The sequence below is a fragment of the Pseudomonas sp. S35 genome (genome assembly GCF_009866765.1).
GTDB lineage: Bacteria > Pseudomonadota > Gammaproteobacteria > Pseudomonadales > Pseudomonadaceae > Aquipseudomonas.
The window spans coordinates 2,651,403-2,669,139 of record NZ_CP019431.1 but is presented as its reverse complement, the minus strand read 5'-3'; the positions used below and the strand labels follow the sequence as shown (position 1 = coordinate 2,669,139).

18 protein-coding genes and 1 pseudogene are annotated in these 17,737 nt (G+C 62.9%); 8 read left to right on the top strand and 11 right to left on the bottom strand.

Annotated elements, in window-relative coordinates; translation table 11 throughout:
• The first annotated feature begins 18 nt into the window (after positions 1 to 18).
• Complete coding sequence (locus PspS35_RS12130; protein ID WP_159934733.1) at positions 19 to 837, top strand: alpha/beta hydrolase; 819 nt, start codon at positions 19 to 21, stop codon at positions 835 to 837.
• A gap of 44 nt (positions 838 to 881) precedes the next feature.
• Here PspS35_RS12130 and PspS35_RS12125 read toward each other — a convergent pair whose 3' ends face one another.
• Positions 882 to 1,268 (bottom strand): DoxX family protein, encoded by a 387-nt coding sequence (locus tag PspS35_RS12125; protein ID WP_159934731.1) that lies wholly within the window; start codon positions 1,266 to 1,268, stop codon positions 882 to 884.
• Between the two features lie 73 nt (positions 1,269 to 1,341).
• Here PspS35_RS12125 and PspS35_RS30525 point away from each other — a divergent pair, with 73 nt between their 5' ends.
• Positions 1,342 to 1,476 carry a hypothetical protein gene (locus tag PspS35_RS30525; protein WP_275113845.1) on the top strand — a complete coding sequence of 45 codons (135 nt, stop codon included), beginning with the start codon at positions 1,342 to 1,344 and terminating at the stop codon, positions 1,474 to 1,476.
• A complete protein-coding gene (locus PspS35_RS12115; protein ID WP_159934729.1) occupies positions 1,473 to 2,471 on the top strand; it encodes an NAD(P)H-quinone oxidoreductase in 999 nt (332 codons plus the stop codon). The genes PspS35_RS30525 and PspS35_RS12115 overlap by 4 nt, the downstream gene beginning before the upstream one ends.
• A 17-nt stretch (positions 2,472 to 2,488) precedes the next feature.
• Here PspS35_RS12115 and PspS35_RS12110 read toward each other — a convergent pair whose 3' ends face one another.
• From PspS35_RS12110 to PspS35_RS12100, 3 genes and pseudogenes are all read right to left on the bottom strand, one after another.
• A complete protein-coding gene (locus tag PspS35_RS12110; protein WP_159934727.1) occupies positions 2,489 to 3,610 on the bottom strand; it encodes an alkene reductase in 1,122 nt (373 codons plus the stop codon).
• Positions 3,611 to 3,687: 77 nt separating this feature from the next.
• Entirely contained in the window at positions 3,688 to 4,365 is a 678-nt protein-coding gene (locus PspS35_RS12105; protein WP_159934725.1) for a type 1 glutamine amidotransferase domain-containing protein, read from the bottom strand.
• A pseudogene (locus tag PspS35_RS12100) lies at positions 4,362 to 4,989 on the bottom strand (TetR/AcrR family transcriptional regulator). The gene PspS35_RS12105 and the pseudogene PspS35_RS12100 overlap by 4 nt, the downstream one beginning before the upstream one ends.
• Positions 4,990 to 5,161: 172 nt before the next feature.
• Here PspS35_RS12100 and PspS35_RS12095 point away from each other — a divergent pair.
• Complete coding sequence (locus PspS35_RS12095) at positions 5,162 to 6,106, top strand: GlxA family transcriptional regulator (protein WP_159934721.1); 945 nt, start codon at positions 5,162 to 5,164, stop codon at positions 6,104 to 6,106.
• Here the strand turns inward: PspS35_RS12095 and PspS35_RS12090 are convergent.
• The 5 genes from PspS35_RS12090 to PspS35_RS12070 all read right to left on the bottom strand — a co-directional run bounded on the left by PspS35_RS12090 (position 6,084) and on the right by PspS35_RS12070 (position 10,334).
• Positions 6,084 to 6,590 (bottom strand): GNAT family N-acetyltransferase, encoded by a 507-nt coding sequence (locus PspS35_RS12090; RefSeq protein ID WP_159934719.1) that lies wholly within the window; start codon positions 6,588 to 6,590, stop codon positions 6,084 to 6,086. The genes PspS35_RS12095 and PspS35_RS12090 overlap by 23 nt on opposite strands.
• A 272-nt stretch (positions 6,591 to 6,862) precedes the next feature.
• Complete coding sequence (locus tag PspS35_RS12085) at positions 6,863 to 7,687, bottom strand: sugar phosphate isomerase/epimerase (protein WP_159934717.1); 825 nt, start codon at positions 7,685 to 7,687, stop codon at positions 6,863 to 6,865.
• Between the two features lies 1 nt (position 7,688).
• A complete protein-coding gene (locus PspS35_RS12080) occupies positions 7,689 to 8,888 on the bottom strand; it encodes an FAD-dependent oxidoreductase (RefSeq protein WP_159934715.1) in 1,200 nt (399 codons plus the stop codon).
• Between the two features lie 2 nt (positions 8,889 to 8,890).
• Positions 8,891 to 9,211, bottom strand: a complete 321-nt coding sequence (locus PspS35_RS12075; protein WP_046036525.1) for a MocE family 2Fe-2S type ferredoxin — start codon at positions 9,209 to 9,211, stop codon at positions 8,891 to 8,893.
• 28 nt (positions 9,212 to 9,239) lie between these two features.
• Complete coding sequence (locus PspS35_RS12070; protein WP_159934713.1) at positions 9,240 to 10,334, bottom strand: fatty acid desaturase family protein; 1,095 nt, start codon at positions 10,332 to 10,334, stop codon at positions 9,240 to 9,242.
• Between the two features lie 162 nt (positions 10,335 to 10,496).
• Between PspS35_RS12070 and PspS35_RS12065 the strand changes: the two genes are divergently transcribed.
• On the top strand, positions 10,497 to 11,546 hold the full coding sequence (locus tag PspS35_RS12065; RefSeq protein WP_159934711.1) for a LacI family DNA-binding transcriptional regulator: 1,050 nt from the start codon (positions 10,497 to 10,499) through the stop codon (positions 11,544 to 11,546).
• 398 nt (positions 11,547 to 11,944) lie between these two features.
• Here the strand turns inward: PspS35_RS12065 and PspS35_RS12060 are convergent, their stop codons facing one another.
• A complete protein-coding gene (locus PspS35_RS12060; protein ID WP_159934709.1) occupies positions 11,945 to 13,906 on the bottom strand; it encodes a sigma 54-interacting transcriptional regulator in 1,962 nt (653 codons plus the stop codon).
• A 185-nt stretch (positions 13,907 to 14,091) separates the two neighbouring features.
• Between PspS35_RS12060 and PspS35_RS12055 the strand changes: the two genes are divergently transcribed.
• From PspS35_RS12055 to PspS35_RS12045, 3 genes are read left to right on the top strand one after another with little or no spacing between them, the layout of a single operon-like run.
• A complete protein-coding gene (locus tag PspS35_RS12055; protein ID WP_159934707.1) occupies positions 14,092 to 15,096 on the top strand; it encodes a Gfo/Idh/MocA family oxidoreductase in 1,005 nt (334 codons plus the stop codon).
• Positions 15,093 to 15,872, top strand: coding sequence for a TIM barrel protein (locus PspS35_RS12050; protein ID WP_159934705.1), 780 nt, complete (start codon positions 15,093 to 15,095; stop codon positions 15,870 to 15,872). The genes PspS35_RS12055 and PspS35_RS12050 overlap by 4 nt, the downstream gene beginning before the upstream one ends.
• Before the next feature lie 19 nt (positions 15,873 to 15,891).
• The gene (locus tag PspS35_RS12045; protein ID WP_159934703.1) at positions 15,892 to 16,818 is read left to right on the top strand and encodes a sugar ABC transporter substrate-binding protein; all 927 of its coding nucleotides are present in this window, start codon (positions 15,892 to 15,894) and stop codon (positions 16,816 to 16,818) included.
• A gap of 76 nt (positions 16,819 to 16,894) precedes the next feature.
• On the opposite strand, the gene yghU is transcribed toward PspS35_RS12045, so the two are convergent.
• Complete coding sequence (yghU, locus tag PspS35_RS12040) at positions 16,895 to 17,728, bottom strand: glutathione-dependent disulfide-bond oxidoreductase (protein ID WP_159934701.1); 834 nt, start codon at positions 17,726 to 17,728, stop codon at positions 16,895 to 16,897.
• Between the last annotated feature and the right edge of the window lie 9 nt (positions 17,729 to 17,737).

Below are 17,737 nucleotides of genomic sequence, written 5' to 3'. Positions count from 1 at the left end.
CTCAACCAGGAGTTTTCCATGAGCACATTCGTTGCCAAAGACGGTACCCAGATCTATTTCAAGGACTGGGGCAGCGGTAAGCCCGTGCTGTTCAGTCACGGCTGGCCGCTGGATGCCGACATGTGGGAATACCAGATGGAATACCTGAGCAGCCGTGGCTACCGCACCATCGCGTTCGACCGCCGTGGTTTTGGCCGTTCTGATCAACCGTGGACCGGCAACGACTACAACACCTTCGCCGACGATATCGCCCAGTTGATCGAACACCTGGACCTTCAGGACGTGACACTGGTGGGCTTCTCCATGGGCGGCGGTGACGTGGCACGCTACATCGCCCGGCATGGCAGCGCCCGGGTTGCCGGGCTGGTGTTGCTGGGTGCGGTGACGCCGATCTTCGGCCAGAAGCCGGATTACCAACAGGGTGTGCCGCTGGACGTATTCACCGGCATCAAGGCCGGCCTGCTCAAGGACCGTGCGCAGTTCATCGCGGACTTCAACACCCCGTTCTTCGGCCTCAACAAGGGCCAGACCGTCTCCGAAGGCACGCTGACCCAGACCCTGCAAATCGCCATGCTGGCGTCCCTCAAGTCGACCGTGGACTGCGTCACCGCCTTCTCAGAAACCGACTGGCGCCCGGACATGGCCAAGATCGACGTGCCGACCCTGGTGATCCACGGTGATGGCGACCAGATCGTGCCGTTCGAAACCACCGGTAAAGTGGCGGCCGAGATGATCAAGGGCGCTGAGTTGAAGGTGTACAAGGATGCGCCCCACGGGTTCGCCGTGACCCACGCCCAGGCGTTGAACGAAGACTTGCTGGCGTTCCTCAATCGCTGAAACCGCTCTCCTTATTTGGCCGGGGTTACCCGGCCTTTTTTTATTCAGGCAAAACGCTGGCCGAGCACAAAGCGCCCCGGCCCGGCAATCAGCACGCTGGTGAAGATGATCAGCAACAACCAGCCGAACTGCCCTTCAAACACTGTCCACTGCGGATGCACCACCACCATCGCGATCAACAGCACCGCCAGGATCGGCAGGCACGCCAGGCGCACCAGCACCCCGGCAAGGATCAGCAGCGGGCACAGCACTTCGGCAAAAATCGCCAGCAGCAGCGTGACATGGGCGCCGAGGTGAAACGGGTCTTCGATCATCTGCAGTTGTTCGCTGTAGTTGAGCACCTTGGGCAAACCATGCACCCACAGCAGGAACAACGCCCCGCTGGCCCGCAGAAACAACAGCCCCAGATCCTGATGTCTTGATTCGTTCATATGCGCTCCCCGTTGGTTGACACGTTATCGACGTCGATTGTGTCCACGCAGCGGCGCGCAAGATTGCAAGCCTGTGCTGTTGTTCATAATCGCCGCCGGGGCGATAGTGGTCGCCCTGGCGCTGGAACTGGGCATGTTCCTGCTGAACCGCCGGCCGCTCGATGCGGTCCCAACCCATACGCTCATCGCTACAGGTAACTTCAAATGACGCTCCCTAACGACATGACCCTGATCGAAATCACCCGCCCCGGTGGCCCAGAGGTGCTGCAACCGCGCCAGGCGCCCGTGCCTGTGGCCGGTCCTGGCGAGATCCTGATCCGCGTGCACGCCGCAGGGGTCAACCGCCCGGACGCCCTGCAACGCGCCGGCAAGTACCCGATGAAACCCGGCATGAGCCCGATTCCAGGGCTGGAAGTGGCCGGGGAAGTCGTGGCGCTGGGTGACGGCGTGAGCGCATACGGCCTGGGCGACAAGGTCTGCGCACTGACCAACGGCGGCGGCTACGCGCAGTTTTGCGCAGTGCCCGCCAGCCAAGCCTTACCAATCCCGCAAGGCATGGACTGGATTCAGGCCGCCGCCGTGCCGGAAACCTTCTTCACCGTGTGGGCCAACCTGTTCGGCCTCGGTGATGCACACACCGGCCAGCGCGTGCTGATCCATGGCGGCACCAGCGGCATCGGCACCACCGCACTGATGCTGTGCCGCGAGTTCGGCATCCAGGCCTTCGCCACCGCAGGCAGTGCCGACAAATGCGCGGCCATTGCGACGCTGGGCGCCGAGCCGATCAATTACCGCGAGCAGGAATTTGCCGAGGTCATCGCCCAACAGACTGATGGCCAGGGTGTGGATGTGATCCTCGACATCATGGGTGGCTCGTACCTGAACAACAACCTCAAGGCCCTGGCCATGGACGGGCACCTGGTGATGCTGGGCTTTCTCGGCGGCGCCAAGGCCAATGACGTTGACCTGCTAAGCATCCTCGCCAAACGCGCGGTGATCACCGGCTCGTTGCTGCGCGCACGGACCCGCGAAGAAAAAGCCGCGATTGCCGAACAGTTGCGTGAATACATCTGGCCGGTACTGGCCGCCGGGCGCTGCCTGCCGATCATCGACCAGGTGTTTGACTACACCAACGCCGCCAAGGCCCATGCACGGATGGAAGGTGGGGACCATATTGGCAAGATTGTGTTGCGGGTCGCGTAACCGGCAGGCACTCGATATCAACTGTGGGAGGGGTAGTCGATATACCCTTCCTCACCGCCACCATACATCCCCGCCTCGCGCAGCGGATTCAACGGCCAGCCCTTGAAAATCCGCTGCGGCAGGTCCGGGTTGGCAATGAACGGCCGCCCGAACGCAATCAAATCCGCCAAGCCTGCTTCCACCAGTTTCGCGCCGCGTTCAGCGGTGTAGCGACCGGCATAGATAATGCGACCGCTGAAGCTGCTGCGCACGGCTTCACGGAAGCTGTCGGGCAGGATCGGCGCGTTGTCCCAGTCGGCTTCGGCGATGGACACATAGGCGATGCCCGACGCCTCCAACACCTTGATCGCTTCGATGTAGGTGTGGTGCGGGTCTTCTTCCACCAGGCCGATGTACACACGGTCTTCGTCGGTGCCGCTGAACAACGGCGAGAACCGCACGCCCAGGCGCTCGGGGCCGACTACGGCGCTGACTGCTTCGACGATCTCACGCAGAAAGCGCAGGCGGTTTTGCAGTGAGCCACCGTATTCATCGTTACGGGTATTGGAATGGGCCGAGATGAACTGATTGACCAGGTAACCATTGGCCGAATGGATTTCCACCCCATCGAACCCGGCATCCACGGCATTGCGCGCCGCCTGGGCGTAATGCCCGACCAGTTGCTTGACCTCGGCAGTGCTCAACGCACGCGGCACCGGGGGTTGCACCAGTTCACCGGCGCCAGGCCCGGTGGCGATGAAGGCTTTGGCTTGCAAGGCCGTCAGCGCAGAAGGCGCCACCGGCGCCGCGCCGTGTGGCTGCAAGGCGTTATGGGAGACCCGCCCCACATGCCACAGTTGGGCGAAGATCACCCCGCCGTCGGCATGCACCGCGTCGGTGACCTTGCGCCAGCCGTCGATCTGCGCCGGCGTGTAGATGCCCGGTGTCCAGGCATAACCCTGGCCACGGGGTTCAATCTGCGTGCCTTCGCTGACCATGAACCCGGCGCTGGCACGCTGGCGGTAATACTCGGCCATCAGGTCGGTGGCGATATCGCCGGGCTGAGCGCTGCGCTGGCGAGTCAGCGGGGGCAGCACGACACGGTTGGTCAGCGTGTGATGGCCCAGTTTTACCGGGGTACTTAAAACGTTGTCGGTCATGGTTTTTTCCAAATTCGAGGCGCACGAAAGCAGTGGCGACTCTATTGAGTCGCCAACGAATCGAGCGGTTGATTAAGTTAAGCGGTGAGTTTCAGCAGGGCCTTGGCCACATCGCTGGAACTGCCGGGGTTCTGCCCGGTGACCAGCAAGCCATCGACGAGCACGAAGGATGCCCAGTCGGCGCCCTTCTCATACTTGCCACCCAATTTCTTGAATTCATCTTCAATCAGGAACGGCACCACGCTGGTCAGGCCTACGGCTTCTTCTTCAGAGTTGGAGAAGCCAGTCACGCGACGGCCCTTGATCAACGGCTCACCGTTGACCGCCTTGACGTGACGCAGCGCGCCCGGTGCGTGGCAGACAAAACCAATCGGCTTGCCGGCACGCTCAAACGCTTCGATCAAGGCGATGGACACCGGCGACTCCGCCAGGTCCCACAACGGGCCATGACCGCCTGGGTAAAACACCGTGTCAAACGCGTCGACATTGACGGTGTCCAGCTTGACGGTGTTGGCCAGCGCCTGCTGCGCAACCGAATCGGTGGCAAAGCGGCGGGTCTGCTCGGTTTGCGCATCCGGCTCGTCGCTGACCGGGTCCAACGGCGGCTGGCCGCCGGCCGGGGATGCCAGCACCACGTCGGCGCCGGCGTCCTTGAATGCGTAATACGGCGCGGCAAATTCTTCGAGCCAGAAGCCGGTCTTGCGCCCGGTATCGCCAAGCTGGTCGTGAGAGGTCAGTACCATTAATACGTTCATTTTCCAGTGCCTCGATCAGTGAATGTCAGTGTGTTCAGGGTGACCCAACAGCTGTCGGGTCAGCCGCAACGCCTCATCAAACGGTGCGGATGTAAGGGTGATCTTGCTCATGACGCTGCTCCCCAGCCACAGCGCGTACAGCTGCTGGGCCAAGTCCTGGGGCGGGTATTGAAGCCGCAACGAGCCGTCTTCAACGCCGCGCTGCAGCGCCACAGCGAGTAATGCAATGGTGCGTGACGTACCGTGCTGCAGGGCCAAACGCATCGGCTCTGAAAGGTCAGACACCTCGGCACCCAGTTTGACGGCAAGGCATTTGCCCGCCTCGGTGCAGCCTGTCTGGTTGTCGATCCAGGCGTCCCAATAGCGCATCAACTTGGCATGCTGGGATAAACCTTGCTGATCGAACAGTTGCTGCATGCCGTGCACGTAGTGGTCGAAGTAGGTGTCGAGCAACACCACACCGAAACCATCCTTGGAGGTGAAGTAGTGATAGAACGACCCCTTGGGCACGTCGGCGGCTTGAAGGATTTCGTTCAGGCCCACCGCAGAAAATCCCTTGCGGCCGACAATCACTTGCGCCGTGTCCAGAATGGTCTGTCGTGCATTTTTGGTTTCGCTGTTCATGCTTCATTCCGTCCGATTAGACCAGTCGTCTAGTGCGTTGAGGGAATGTTAGGGGCCGCGCCCAACCCTCACAATGTCAGATGCGCAAGGATTACGGACATGAGCGGCGTGGGTTGCCGTTTACCCGGCACGCGCCGACAATCCACCCTCCCGCGCCCCTTGGAGAATGACGATGCACAGCGTTGCGCTGATGGTTTACCCGAACTTTCAATCCCTGAGCCTCAGCCTGGGCTCGGTGTTCGAGTGCGCGAACCTGCTGCGCGGCGAGCCGGCCTATGAGTTTCACCTGGTCTCTGAAAGCGGCGGCGCGGTGATGACCTCCCAGGGGTTTTCGGTGAACACCTCGCCGATTCGGCCCCAGGGCTATGACACGCTGATCGTCAGCGGCTACCTGGAATTCCGCCTGCCGGAGGCCAACCTGCTGGAGCTGGTCAAGGCCGCCTCGGCGCAATCACGCCGCGTGGCCTCGCTGTGCATGGGCATTTTTGTGCTGGCCGAAGCCGGCTTGCTGGAAGGCAAGCGCACCACCACCCATTGGATTCACGCCCCGGCGTTTCGCAAGAGCTACCCGGACATCCAGCTGGAGGAAGACAAACTGTTTGTGGTGGACGGCCAGGTGTGGACCGGCGCCGGCATGAGCGCCGGGGTAGACATGGCGCTGGCGATGGTGGAGACCGATTTGGGCAGCGACCTTGCCCGGCGCATTGCACGCAAACTGGTGATCGCCCAGCGCCGGGGCAGCGAGCAGTCGCAATTGTCGGCCCTGCTGGAACTGGACCCCAAGTCCGACCGCGTGCAACTGGCCCTGGCCTACGCCCGCGAGAACCTCACCCATGACCTGTCCGTGGAAGCCCTGGCCGATGTCGCCCGCTTGAGCCCGCGCCAGTTCAGTCGGGTGTTCCGCGAAGAAACCGGGCAAACCCCGGCCAAAGCCATCGAAGCCCTGCGCGTGGAAGCGGCCCGGGCGATGATGGAAACCAGTCGTCACCCGGTGGAAGTGGTGGCCCGCGAAACCGGCTTCGGTGATCGCGAGCGCATGCGCCAGGCGTTTCTAAGGGCGTTCGGGCAGCCGCCCCAGGCGATGCAGCAGGCGTTTAATGCAGGGACGCACGCGTAATCAAATAGCTCACCAACTGCGGCTCATCGTCCAGTTCCAGGGTCTGTACCGGACGCGGCAGGCTGTCCAGCACCGTGCGCCAGAACGCCTGGGACACTTCGTCCTGGTCATAGAAGCGCACCAACCAATTGGCCTCGCCGCTGCACAGCACCTGGGTGGCAATGGCGCGGCCAATGCCTTTGCGGCGGTAGCGCTTGAGGATGAACAGGTCGGCCAGCTCCAGGGCGTCGATGCCCGGCACTTCACTGTCTTCGATCAACAGGAAACCCGCGATGAAGCCATCGACCAGCAGCAGGTTGGCGCTCCAGCGCGGGTCTTGCCAGTAGCGGTTCAGGTGCTCGTCATGGATGTAGAAGCGGCCGTCGGCCTCGACATCTTCCTGCTCCCAGTCTGACGACTCGTAGGCGTAGTACTGGTAGAGGTTGCGGATCAGCTCGGCTTCTTCGGGGCCGGTCTGGATCAATTCCACGGTGGTTTCAGGCATGGGGCTCTCGGTCAAAAAACGCAGGGCGCCATTGTTCACAAATCGCCGGAACAGTCCAATACAGCGGTGAACCTTTCTACTGGCAATAGCCGCTAGCCGTGCCAAAGCGCGCAAGCTACTCGAAGCTGTGGTGGTGAGCTGGGTTTCTTCAGATACACCGGGGTGGCTGGTTTTAGGGCCGCTGCGCGCCCCAGCGCGGGGCAAGCCCGCTCACCACAAAGAAGCCCGCTCATTACAAAAAAGCCGGCTCACCCGTCTGTGGGATGCCGTTTTTAGAGGCCGGTTTGGCAGTCGCTCCAAACCTGGCGAATCAACGCCTGCATCGTCAACGCTTCGGCCCAGCGATCACTGATTTCACGCCCATCCGCACCGGTAATCGCATACGGCGGCGGGCCCAGTTCGCAGGTGAACGACAGGCTCTGCCCTGTGTCGGGGCGCGCCAGCCAGTCTTCAATACCGTAGCGCCACCAGCCGGTAAAGCGTTCGACCCAGGCCTGATGCTGAGGGAACGCCATTGAGACCTGCACCTGCTCACTGCTGGCCACGCGGCCATGAAAGCCCCAGCTGTGGCGCAGGATCGTGCGGATCTGCTCATCGTCTTCCACCGCGCCCGGCTCGGGCAATTCGCGTCCCACCACGTAGTGGGACAGGTCGGCCAGCAGCTTCAAGTCGGGCATTTGCGCCAGCAGGTCGAGGGTGAACAGCAAATCGTTGGTCAGGCGATACCGATGGGTTTCCAGCAGCACCGGAAAATCCACCTGCTCGGCCAGGCGTTGCCAGCCTTCGACCAGCCGCGCCGCGTCGGCCTGGGTGCGCGGGCGCACGTCGGCTTGCAGGGTGAGGTGGTGGCAGCCGTAGCGGCTGATCACATCCAGCGCGGCGGCCAAGTCGTCCACCGACTGCGGGAACAGTTGGCCTTCGATCTGCAAGCCCCGCGACGCGGCGGCGGCATGCAGCCGTGCGACATCGGCGGCCTTCCAGTAATGGTCGGTGATGCCGTCGAAGCCGGCTGCGGCGACTCGATCCAACTGCGCTTCGAGCGAGCCGGGCTCGGTTTGCATGGCCCATAGGGATTGAAATACCAAAAATTGGCGCATATCAGCTCCGCAGCAAGTGTTTGAGGGACAGCTCGGGGTCTGCCAGGCTGGACGGATTGAGCGCCGTGCGCGCAGTGATCAGGCGCTCACACAGCTTGATGTCCTTGGCTACGCTGTTGCCGGGCGCCCAGCCGCAGGCGCCTTGCAAATGGCCGTCGGCATCGAGGTAGAACAGCAGCAGGCCACCGGCCGGCAAGGTACGACTGATCATGTGCGGGGTCATCGCGCCCACGGTCTGCACGCCCCAGTCGTATTGATCGGACCAGAAGCCAGGGATCGCCTCGAAAGGCACTTCACGCCCCAGCATATTCAGCGCCGCATGCCGCCCCTGGGCCTCGGCGTTGCGCCAGGTTTCCTGGCGTTGGTACAGGCCATCGAGGCGAAACTCACAGACATCCCCGGCCGCATAGATGTCCGGCGCGCTGGTGCGCAGGTGCGCATCGACACGGATGCCCTGCCCTACCTCCAGCCCCGCATGGGCAGCCAATTCAAGATTGGGTTGCATACCGATGCCGACCACCACCCAATCACACGGCAGCCGTTGCCCGTCGACCAATTGCACGGCGTCGTCGTGGATGGATTGCAGTGCCACATTCAAGCGCACATCCACCCCTTGCGCGCGGTGCAGGTCCAGCAGCGCGGCGCTGATCACTGGCGCCAGCACCCGACCCGCCAGGCGCGGCCCGGCTTCCAGCACCGTGACCTGACACCCCAGGCCTCGGGCAGTGGCGGCCACTTCCAGGCCGATAAACCCGCCGCCGACAATCACCAGCCGTGTGCCGGGAACCAAGGCACTGCGCAGGGCCAGGGCCTCGTCATGGGTGCGCAGGTAAAGCACATTGGCCTGCGCCTGGGGCAAACGTCGCGCCCGCCCGCCGGTGGCCAGCAGCAGACCGGCATAGGCCAGCCATTGGCCGTCGGCGAGTTGCAGGCGATGGTGCTGCGGCTCCAACTGCGTCACCGGGTTGGCGGCGATATGCTCGATGCCCAATTCGGCCAGGCGTGCGCTGTCGCACAGGCTGCAAGCCGCCAGGTCCGCCGTACCCTGCAGCAGGCTTTTGGACAGCGGCGGGCGCTCGTAGGGCACGTGCGGCTCATCGCCGATCAAGACCAGGCGTCCGGTGTAACCCTCTTCGCGCAGGGTCAGCGCCGCACGGCCACCGGCATGGCCGGCGCCGACGATGATCAGGGGGGCGTTCATCATCACGCCGTGACAGCGAGCAGTACCCGCCCCGCTTCGACCCGCACCGGGTAGGTCTTGAGGTTGACGCACACCGGCGCGCCCATGGCCTTGCCGGTGCGGTAATCAAAGCGCCCGTTGTGCTTGGGGCACTCGATGACGTGGTCCATCACCAGGCCATCGGCGAGGTGGATTTTCTCGTGGGTGCACAGGCCCGCCGTGGCGAAAAACTCATTCTCGGCCGAGCGGTACACCGCATAGGTGTGGGGCCCGTGGTCGAAGCGCAGCACATCTTCTTCGTCTATCTCGCCCACGGCGCAGACGTCGATCCATTGATCGTTCATGGCGTCTTTCTCTTGTTATAGATGGGGTTCAGCTGGCGGCGGCTTCGGCATGCAGTGGGGCACTGGCGGCAGGTTCCGCACTCGGGCGAATCGGCCGCTGGATGAAATACGTCGGGTCGCTGCGCTGCTTCAGGATCGTCGGGATGATCTCTTTGTACGCCTCGAAAATATTCGCATACGGCGGCGGGCAGTCGTTGCGGATCTCTTCGTGCAACTGCGCAAGGGCGTGGTACGGCACCATCGGGTACATGTGGTGTTCGAGGTGGTAGTTCATGTCCATGTAGATAAAGCGCAGCACGCGGTTCATGTAGATGGTGCGGCAGTTGCTGCGGTGGTCGAGCACGTCTTCGGCCAAGCCCACGTGCTGGGTCAGGCCAAACAGGTAGCCGAGCCAGGCGCCGTAGATACTCGGCAGCCCCACCAGCATCAGCGGCAACCAGCTGTGCAGGTACAGCGCGGTGCCAATGACCAGCGCATAAATGCCCACCCATATCCGCGCAGCACGAAACACCTTGGGCCATTCGGATTCAGGAATGAAGTCTGCTTCCTGGGCGCTCATCTGGCCCGCCGCATGACGCGCTACGCCACTGAAGGTTTTCCACGCCAACGGCAGGTTGAACAGGCTCAGGAACATCATCAGGAAGCTCGGCGGACGCGGTTCGACGATTTCCGGGTCGCGGCCAACCACGATGGTGTCGGTGTGATGCCGGGCATGGCTCCAGCGCCACACATGGGGTTCGAAGATGCACATGAAGCTCGCGACCTGATACAGCGCGTCGTTCATCCAGCGCGTCTTGAACGCGGTGCCGTGGCCGGTTTCGTGCCAGCGCGGGTTGGAGGCGGTGCCGTAGAGCACGCCATAAGCGAGCAAGAACGGTACGCAGGCCCAAGAGCCCCAGAACCAGTAGCCGCCGAAGCCGGTGGCGAACAGCGCGCTCACCCAGATGGCGGTGTCGCGCAAGGCCGGGCCGTCGCGGCGCTGCATGAGTTCTTTCATGCGTTTACGGGAAATCGGCGATTGGTACCAACTGGCCGAAACCAGGCCTTTTTCGGCAGCGCGGGCGGCTTCGGGGCCGGTCAGGCTGTAGTCGCGCCGGGCGGTGTGAGCGGTGTGTTCAGGCATTGTTATTGTTCTCCGCAAGCGGGTGGTTTCTGGTGCTTTGCCAGACCAACGATAGAGAAGCGCTAAATCACCCTCAAGGCCTTGAATCCATTCCCTATCAAGCTATCATCCAGGCCCAGCGAGGCTTGATAGTTTTCTATCAAGACGTTCAAGAGGGCTGTCATGAACAACAATAAACGCCCAACCATCGCCACCGTCGCCGCCCACGCGGGCCTGAGTGTGGCCACCGTCGACCGGGTGCTGAATGCGCGTGCGCCGGTCAATCCGCAAACGGCCGAGCAGGTATTCCAGGCCGCCGAAGCCGTGGGCTATTTCGCTGCGCGGTTGATTGGCCAGCGCATTCGCGAACGCCGGCCCACCTATCGCTTCGGCATTCTGCTGCTAGGCACCGCCCAGGCGTTCTATGCGCACGTGGCGCAGTCGATCAGCGACGCCGCGCAACATCACGCCACGGCCAACCTGACTTGCCAGTTCGACTACATTGTTGATCGCACACCGAGCACCATCGTCGCGCAGATCGAGCAATTGGCCGTGCAGTGTGATGCCCTGGCGGTGGTCAGCTTCGCCCACCCCTTGATCAATGCGTGCCTGGCACAGATCCGCGAGGCCGGCGTGCCGGTGGTCGCGCTGCTGTCGGATATCCATGAACACGCCTTGGAACCTTATGTAGGCCAGGACAACCACTTGGTCGGGCGCACTATGGGCTGGCTGCTGGCGCGTACGTGTGGCGCACGCAAAGGCAGCGTCGGGATTCTATTGGGCGGCCACCGGTTCCTGGGGCACCAGGCACGGGTCGAAGGCCTGCACAGCTACTTGGCCGAACACGCGCCGGGGCTCAAGCCGCTGGAGCCGCTGATCAACCTGGACAACTGCGACATCACCGAAGAAGCCACCCTCGACCTGCTCAGCCGCCACAGCGACCTGCGCGGCCTGTGCGTGGTGGGCGGCGGTGGTGATGGCATCATCAGCGCCCTGGCGCAACTGCCCAAGCGCCCGGCGCTGTGTTGCATCTTGCAGGAGTCCACCGAGCTGTCACGCCGAGCGCTGGGCCAGGGCTTGATTGATGTGGTGATGGACTCACAGCCACGGCAAACGGCGGTGGCGCTGGTGGAGTTGTTGGTGGAGTTGCAGAGTGCCGAAGGGTTTGATCCGGTGCGGCATCGGGTGCATATCGCGCCGCAGATTGTGACGTCCGAAAATATGGGTGACTGAAGCGATTGCCCGGGACAGGCCTAGGTATCTACATAACTTCCGGTGGATGCGCAATCTATGGCAAACGCGCTGTAGTGGTGAGCGGACTTCTGTGGTGACCTGGCTTCTGTGGTGGCATGGCCTCTGTGGTAAGCGGGCTTCTGTGGTGGCCTGGCTTCTGTGGTGAGCGGGCTTGCCCCGCGCTGGGCTGCGAAGCGGGCCCATTAAGAACACCGCGTTTTTTCAGGTAAATCGCAGTGGCAGGTTTTGGGGCCGCTTCGCAGCCCAGCGCGGGGCAAGCCCGCTCACCACAGAAGCCCGCTCACCACAGAGGCCCGCTCACCACAGAAGCCAGCTCACCACAGAGTTATGTGTCAGCCTTTAAGCGCGGCGTAGATACCTATGGCCATATTTTGAATTTATACGCCGCGAAAATCCCCGGCACTCAGCCCAAACCGACTCATTTTGTTGTACAGCCCACCCCGCGATACGTTCAGTTGTTGGGCGGCCAGGCGGATGTTGCCGCCGGTGCTTTTGAGCGCGGCGATGATGGCGTGCATTTCGTGGCTGCTCAGGTCTTGGGCGGGCTGGGGCTCGTAATGGCGCAGCGTGGCTCGTGGTCGGGTTTCCAGGGGTAGGTCGGCCGCTTGGATGAGTTCGCCCGTCGCCAGGTTGGTCGCCCGTTCGATGGCGTTTTCCAGCTCGCGCACGTTGCCCGGCCAGCCGTGGGACGAGAGCAAGGCCAAGGCTTCCGGCGAGAAACCTTGCACCGATTTTCGCAACGAACGTGCGCAGCGCGTGAGGAAGTGTCGCGCCAGCAACGGGATGTCTTCGCGGCGCATGCGCAATGGCGGCACGGTCAGGTTCAGAACGTTGAGGCGGTAGTAAAGGTCTTCGCGGAACGCGCCTTCGGCCACGGCCTGGCTGAGGTTGCGGTGGGTGGCGGCAATGATGCGTACGTCCACCTGGCGTGCGCTTTTTGCGCCGACTCGCGCAATTTCACCCTCCTGCAACACCCGCAGCAAGCTGACCTGGGCGTCGAAGGACATGTCGCCGATCTCATCCAGGAAAATGGTGCCGCCATCCGCCAGTTCGAACTTGCCCGCCGAGCCACCCCGCGCCGATCCGGTGAACGCGCCTTCGACATGGCCGAACAGTTCACTCTGCACCAGATCCCGTGGAATCGCACCGCAGTTGACCGCCACGAACGGGCCGTTGCAGCGCTCGCTGGCGTTGTGAATCGCCTGGGCGAACAACTCTTTGCCGGTGCCGCTTTCCCCCAGGATCAGGGTGGTGGCGTCACTGCGACTGGCGATGCGCGCCAGGTGCAGCGCGTCCTGGATCGCCCGCGAGGTGCCCTGGAGGGTGTCAAAGGTGTAGCGCGCCTGGGTGCCAACGAGGCGCCGGGTGATTTCGCGGATGCGCCGGTTCTCGCGCAGTGAGACGATCACCCCGCCCTGCTCCAGCGGGCACACCGAGACCAGGCAGGCGAGTTGGCTGCGGTCGTGCAGGTGGAAGGTGCAATCGAGGTCACGCACCGGCTCACCCAGCGCGTCGCTCAATTCGCTGCGCCCCAGGCGCTGGAAGGGGCTGCCCACCAACTCCGGCCCCACCTGGAACAGTTGCCGGGCATAGCGGTTGAGCGCCTTGATGCAACCGCGCTCGTCCAGCACCACCAGGCCTTCGTTAAGCACTTCGAGCACGGTTTGCTGTTCTTCAAGCAGCGCTTGCAGGGCCATCTGGCGGGAAACCGCTTCGGCAGCGGCTTGTACGGTGCCAAGGGTGTGAAAGTGGAACCAGCCGGGTTCGGCGGTGAGGGTGAGCATGGCCAAGGTCTGGCCTTGGGCATTCTTGATCGGCGCGGCGGCGCAGTGCATGCGGCGCTGGCGCAGGCCAACGGCGAAATTTTCTTCAGCCAGCACGTACACCAGGCGGTCTTCGGCCAGGGCCAGGCCGGTGCAGTTGGTGCCTTGTACCGACTCCGCCAGGCGGCTGCCCACCGGGGTGATGTCCAGCCCGCAGAAATACAGGGTGGTGCCGTCGGCATCGGTGAGGTTGATATGCCCGCGTGGGTTGTAGGCCAGCAGGCCGTGCATGACTTGAGCCGCCGCCTCGATCAGCACCCGGTGCGTAACCAGGATCGTCGCCAGGTTGTGCGGCGCGACAAACCGATACTGGTTGTCGGCAGGGTCAATCCCGGCTTCGACACTGCGGCGCCACGACGCCCAGATCACGTGGCGCACGTCGGCCGGGCGTTGCACCCGCCCCGCCTGACACTCCCGCCACGCCTGTTCCAGCGCATCGACCGGGCCGTCATTCAGCGCAGCAGGCCCGAGGGCTGTCAGGTAATCAAGGTCTTGGACGCTGAAGGCCATGCTCATCATGTTTAACCATGTTCATGTTTTTGACATGTCAGTATAGACATGTCATTAAAATGAACACTTTTTGTTTATAAATTTCAGATAACTCCATAATTATCAACATGTTATAAATTGGCACAGCCTTTGCTCCTACCCCTTTGCCCATCAGGACTGTCCTGAGGCCAACAATAAGAAGGGGTCACCACATGAGTACACAGAACATCCGCCTGGGCTTGATCGGTGCTGGTCGCATGGGCAGCTTCCACGGCCTGACTGCCGCGCGGCATATTCCCGGTGCCAGCCTGGCCGCCATCGCCGACCCTACCCCAGGCCAAGCCGCACGCCTGGCGGCCGAGTTGGGCGTGGACAAGGTCTACACCGACCCGCAACAGCTGCTCGACGACCCGGACATCGACGGCGTGCTGATCGCCGCCCCTGCACGCAGCCACGCCGAACTGGTGATCAGCGCCGCCCGCGCCGGCAAAGGGATCTTCTGCGAAAAACCCATGGCCATCACCCTGGATGAAGCCGACCGCGCCATCGCTGCCGCCGCCGATGCCCGGGTGCCGTTGCAGGTCGGCTTCAACCGTCGCTTCGCCAAGAGCTTTCGCACCGCGCACCTCGACGTGCTGGCCGGCCGTATCGGCACCCCGCAACTGCTGCGCTCGCTGACCCGCGACCCGGCGCTGAACAACCCGGCCAACTCGCCGCAATGGGTGATCTTCCTCGAAACCCTGATCCACGACTTCGACACCCTGCGCTACCTCAACCCCGGTGCCGAAGCCGTAGAAGTCCACGTAATGGCCGACGCGCTGATCGCCCCGGCATACAAAAGCAAAGGGTTCCTCGACACCGCCGTGGTCACGATCCGCTTCGATAACGGTGCGATTGCCACCGCCGAAGCCAACTTCCAGGCGGTGTATGGCTACGACGTGCGCGGCGAAGTATTCGGCAGCGCCGGCATGCTGACCATGGGCGGCGTGCAGGAGTCCGACCTCACACGCTACCTGGCCCAAGGCATCCAGGCCGATACCCAGCGCCTGGACACCGACCTGCTGCGCGACGCGTACGTTGCCGAGCTCAACCACTTTGTCGACTGCCTGCGCACCGGCGCCAAACCCCTGGCCAGCGGCGAAGACGCACGTGCGGCGCTGGCAATTGCCCGCGCTTGCATCACCTCGTTCGAGCAAGGCAAGGCGGTGGCCGTATGATCCCGTTCAAGCTGGCGATCAGTGCCGAGATGGTGTTCCTCGACCTGCCCTTCGTCGAGCGCGTCAAACGCATTCACGCCCTGGGCTTCAGTGCCGAAATCTGGGATTGGACCCACAAAGACATCGACGCCCTGGTGGCCACGGGTGCTGATTTCACCTCCATGACCGGCTACATCAGCGGCACCCTCACCGACCCCGACGGCATCCGCCAGTTGCTCGACAGTGCCCGGGAATCTTTAGGCATCGCCGCACGCCTGAACTGCCCCAGTCTCAACCTGCACGGCACCGGCCTGGGTGACGGCGGCCTGCCAGTGCAGCCCGTGAGCCAGACCACCGGCCGCATGTGGCTGAGCGCCTGCAAGACCCTGGAGAAAATCGCCCGCCTGGGTGAAGACGCCGGCCGAGTGTTCCTGCTGGAAAACCTCAACACCGAAGTCGACCACCCCGGCGTTCCATTCGCCCGCGCCGAGGACACATTGGCGCTGATCGAAGCCGTGGGCAGCCCGCATGTGAAGATGAACCTGGACCTGTACCACGCACAGATCGGCGAAGGAAACCTGATCGAACTGATCCAGCGCGCAGGCTCCGCCATCGGTGAGATCCAGGTGGCCGACGTGCCCGGGCGCAAAGAGCCAGGCACCGGCGAAATCCACTACCCGGCCATCGCCAGGGCCTTGCATGGCATAGGCTACAGTGGCGTGGTCGGCCTGGAAGGCTGGGCCAGCGGCGACAGCGAGTTGGCCCTGGAGCGTTTTCGTCAAGCGTTCACCCTATAACAATAAAAGGAACACCCTCATGCATCGCTATTCATTGATCCTTGCCACGCTGTTGCTGCTGGTCAGCCCATGGTCCTTCGCCGATTACCGTATCGGCGTGAGCATTGCCCGGGTCGACGACAATTTCATGACCTACGTACGCAACGGCCTGGACAGCGCCGCCAAGCAGCACGGTGTGCAGATCCAGTTCGAAGACGCCCAGGGCGACGTGGTGCGCCAGCTCAACCAGGTCGAAGGCTTTCTCAACCAAAAGGTCGACGCGGTGATCGTGCTGCCGGTGGACACCTCCGCCACCGCCAACATGACCCGTGCAGCGGTGGCCGCCAAGACGCCGCTGGTGTACGTCAACCGCCACCCGGATGAACGCACGCTGCCCAAGGGCGTAGTCACCGTGGCCTCCAACGACATCGAGGCCGGGCAATTGCAGATGCGTTACCTGGCGGAAAAACTCGGTGGCAAGGGCACCGTGGCGATCATCATGGGCGACCTTGCGCAGAATGCCACCCACGACCGCACCGAAGGCGCCAAACAGGTGCTCAAGGACTTTCCGGGCATCAACGTGGTTGAACAGCAAAGCGCCGAATGGCAGCGCAGCAAAAGCATGGACCTGACCAGCAACTGGCTGCTGGCGGGCACCCAGTTCGATGCCATCGTTGCCAACAACGATGAAATGGCGATTGGCGCGGCCATGGCGTTGCAGCAATCGGGCAAGGCCAAGGGCGAAGTGGCGATTGTCGGTATCGACGGTTTGCCGGACGGGCTGGCGGCGGTCAAGCGCGGGATGCTGGCGGCGTCGGTGTTCCAGGACCCCAAGGCCCAGGCGACCAAGGCGGTGGAGTCGGCGATCAAGATGATCAAGGGTGAACCGATCGAGTCGGAAGTGTGGGTGCCGTTTGAACTCATCAAGCCTGAGCAGGTAGCGGTGTTCGAACAGCGCTACAAATAACCCGAAGGCAGCGAGACCAAATGTGGGAGGGGCGGTGCGACGATTCGACTTGCCCCCTCCCACACTTGGATCTCAATCAGTCCAGGTCGCTTGCGTCATGCCGCTCAGCCAACTGCTCCTGGAGCTCGCCCGACACCCGATTCACCCGCCGCCCCCGCTGCACCGCCGGCCGCGCATCAATCGCGTCCGCCCAGCGCTGCACATGCTTGTATTCGTGTACCGCCAGAAACTGCGCCGCGCCATACAAGCGGCCTTTGACCAACCCGCCATACCACGGCCAGATCGCAATGTCGGCAATGGTGTATTCATCCCCGGCAATGTACTCGCTCACCGCCAGGCGCTTGTCCAGCACGTCCAACTGACGCTTGGCTTCCATTGCGAAGCGGTTGATCGGGTATTCCATCTTGCTCGGCGCATACGCGTAGAAATGCCCGAAGCCACCGCCCAGGTAAGGCGCGCTGCCCATCTGCCAGAACAACCACGACAAACACTCCGCACGGGCCGCCGGCTCGGTGGGGAAGAACGCGCCGAACTTCTCGGCCAGGTACTGCAGGATCGCGCCGGACTCGAATACACGAATCGGCGTGGCGCCGCCGTGGTCCATCAAGGCCGGGATCTTGGAGTTCGGATTGACCCCGACAAAACCGCTGCCGAACTGGTCGCCGTCGCCGATCTTGATCAGCCACGCATCGTATTCCGCGCCGCTGTGCCCCAGTGCCAACAACTCTTCGAGCAGGATCGTGACCTTCTGCCCGTTGGGCGTGGCCAGGGAGTACAGCTGCAACGGATGCTTGCCGATGGGCAGTTGTTTGTCGTGGGTAGCACCGGCGATGGGCCGGTTGATGCTGGCGAAGGTGCCGCCGCTTTCGGTGTCCCAGGTCCAGACTTTCGGGGGTACATACTCGGTCATGCTTACGAC